The following is a 1,757-nucleotide window of genomic DNA, read 5'->3' on the forward strand; positions in this document are numbered from 1 at the left end:
ATTTGCGCTGAAGTTTTACTTCTGAGTTTCCGGGTGGGGCCCGAAGGCTCCGGCATGGCCCGCAACCCGGGCGTGATTGACCACGTCGGGATTGAAATCCTGGAGCTGCGGCAAGTAGATGATGGGCTGGGCAGCCTCATTCAAACGCTGATCAGCGGCGATCGGCGTCTGCCGTGTGGGCAGCTTTGCGTTCCGTCCGCCGAACGGTAGAGACGGGATTCGGGCCGACCGATGAAATCTTAGTCACGAACACATCAAAGTTCCCGTGAGCGCTCGGCTCCAGCGGATGAGCCACGGGGAAGTCCGTTGAGGACGTCTCTCCTGTGACATAAGCGTTGCCGTGGGAATCGACGGCGATGCCATAGCCGTAGTCCACACCACTGCCGCCCAGGTACGTGGAGTACACCAGCGCTGATCCAATCGCGTTCAATTTCGCCACAAACGCGTCGGCGTAAGAACTGCAGCCGCCGCATCTGCTTTGCAAGGGCCAAGCGGTCGGGAAGTCGGTCGAGTAGGTCACGCCCGTCACGTACGCGTTGCCGGAAGGATCAACGGCGATGCTGTTGCCCTCGTCGTACCGGCTGCCACCCAAATAAGTCGAGTAGATAAAAGCCGATCCGGCCGGATTCAATTTCGCAACAAAGGCATCAAGCTCGCCCTTATACGACACCTGCAGGGGGTTTGCCATGGGGAAGTCAGTCGAGTAGGATCGCCCCGTAACATACGCATTACCAACTGAATCGACAGCGATGCCATAGCCATAGTCCACACCACTGCCGCCCAGATACGTGGAGTAGACCAGAGCCGACCCATCTGGATTCAATTTCGCTACGAAGGCATCAAAGTCTCCGCGGTTACTCGCCTGCACTGGCTTCACCGTGGGAAAGTCGGTCGAGGATGTATATCCCGTCACGTAGGCGTTGCCGCGGGAATCGACCGCGATGCCTTGGCCCGAATCACCGTCGCTTCCGCCCAGATAGGTGGAGTAGTCCAGGGCCGAGCCGGCGGAGTTCAACTTCGCGACATAGGCAGTCACGGTTTCTGTCTTCAACGTAGCCCTATTGGCCGCCTGAAGGGCCGCCGCTGTCGGGAAGTCGGCCGAAAGGGTCGATCCGGTCACGTATGCATTTCCGGAGGAGTCGACAGCGATGCCGTAGCCCCAGTTTTCAACGCTGCCGCCCAGGTAGGTGGAGTACAGCAAGCCAGTGCCGGCCGCGTTCAGCTTGGCAACGAAGGCGCTGTACCTCGCATTCGCGCTGGCCCTGTTTGTAGCCTGATAGGGCTTGGCCGTAGGGAAGTCGGTTGAGGTTGTGTTGCCGATCACGTACGCGTTGCCGGAAGAATCGACGGCGATTCCGGTTCCCCAATTACTTGCGCTGCCGCCCAGATAGGTGGAGTAGACGAGACCGGATCCCATCGCGTTTAGCTTCGTTACAAAAACGTCACTCGAGCCCGTGCCGAAGCTGGGCTGGAGCGGATTGGCGGTGGGAAATTCGGCCGACGTGGTATCCCCTGTTACATAGGCGTTGCCTGCACCGTCTACGGCGATGGCCTGGCCTGAATCGTAACCGCTACCACCGAAGTAAGTGGAGTAGCTCAGCACCGGGTCAATCACGAGCGCTCGTTTTCGCTCGTACTCCTCCAGAGCGAAGACCACCCGGTTATGACCTGCGAGTACAAACCTGCCCTTAAACGCCTCCTGATTGGGGACCGGCGATGCATGGGGCAGCACGCTCGATCTTTCGTCGATCCTAGAG

2 protein-coding genes are annotated in these 1,757 nt (G+C 59.2%); one reads left to right on the forward strand and one right to left on the reverse strand.

The genetic code is table 11. The features are described 5' to 3' along the window. Positions 1-210: hypothetical protein (locus tag WCA10_RS18675; protein WP_472824027.1), on the forward strand; the 210-nt coding region annotated here is incomplete at its 5' end. Here the strand turns inward: WCA10_RS18675 and WCA10_RS18680 are convergent. Next, a partial coding sequence (locus WCA10_RS18680; protein WP_472824028.1) for an SBBP repeat-containing protein occupies positions 152-1,757 on the reverse strand: 1,606 nt, incomplete at its 5' end. The genes WCA10_RS18675 and WCA10_RS18680 overlap by 59 nt on opposite strands.

This window comes from Occallatibacter sp. (assembly GCF_049582745.1).
Lineage (GTDB): Bacteria > Acidobacteriota > Terriglobia > Terriglobales > Acidobacteriaceae > Telmatobacter.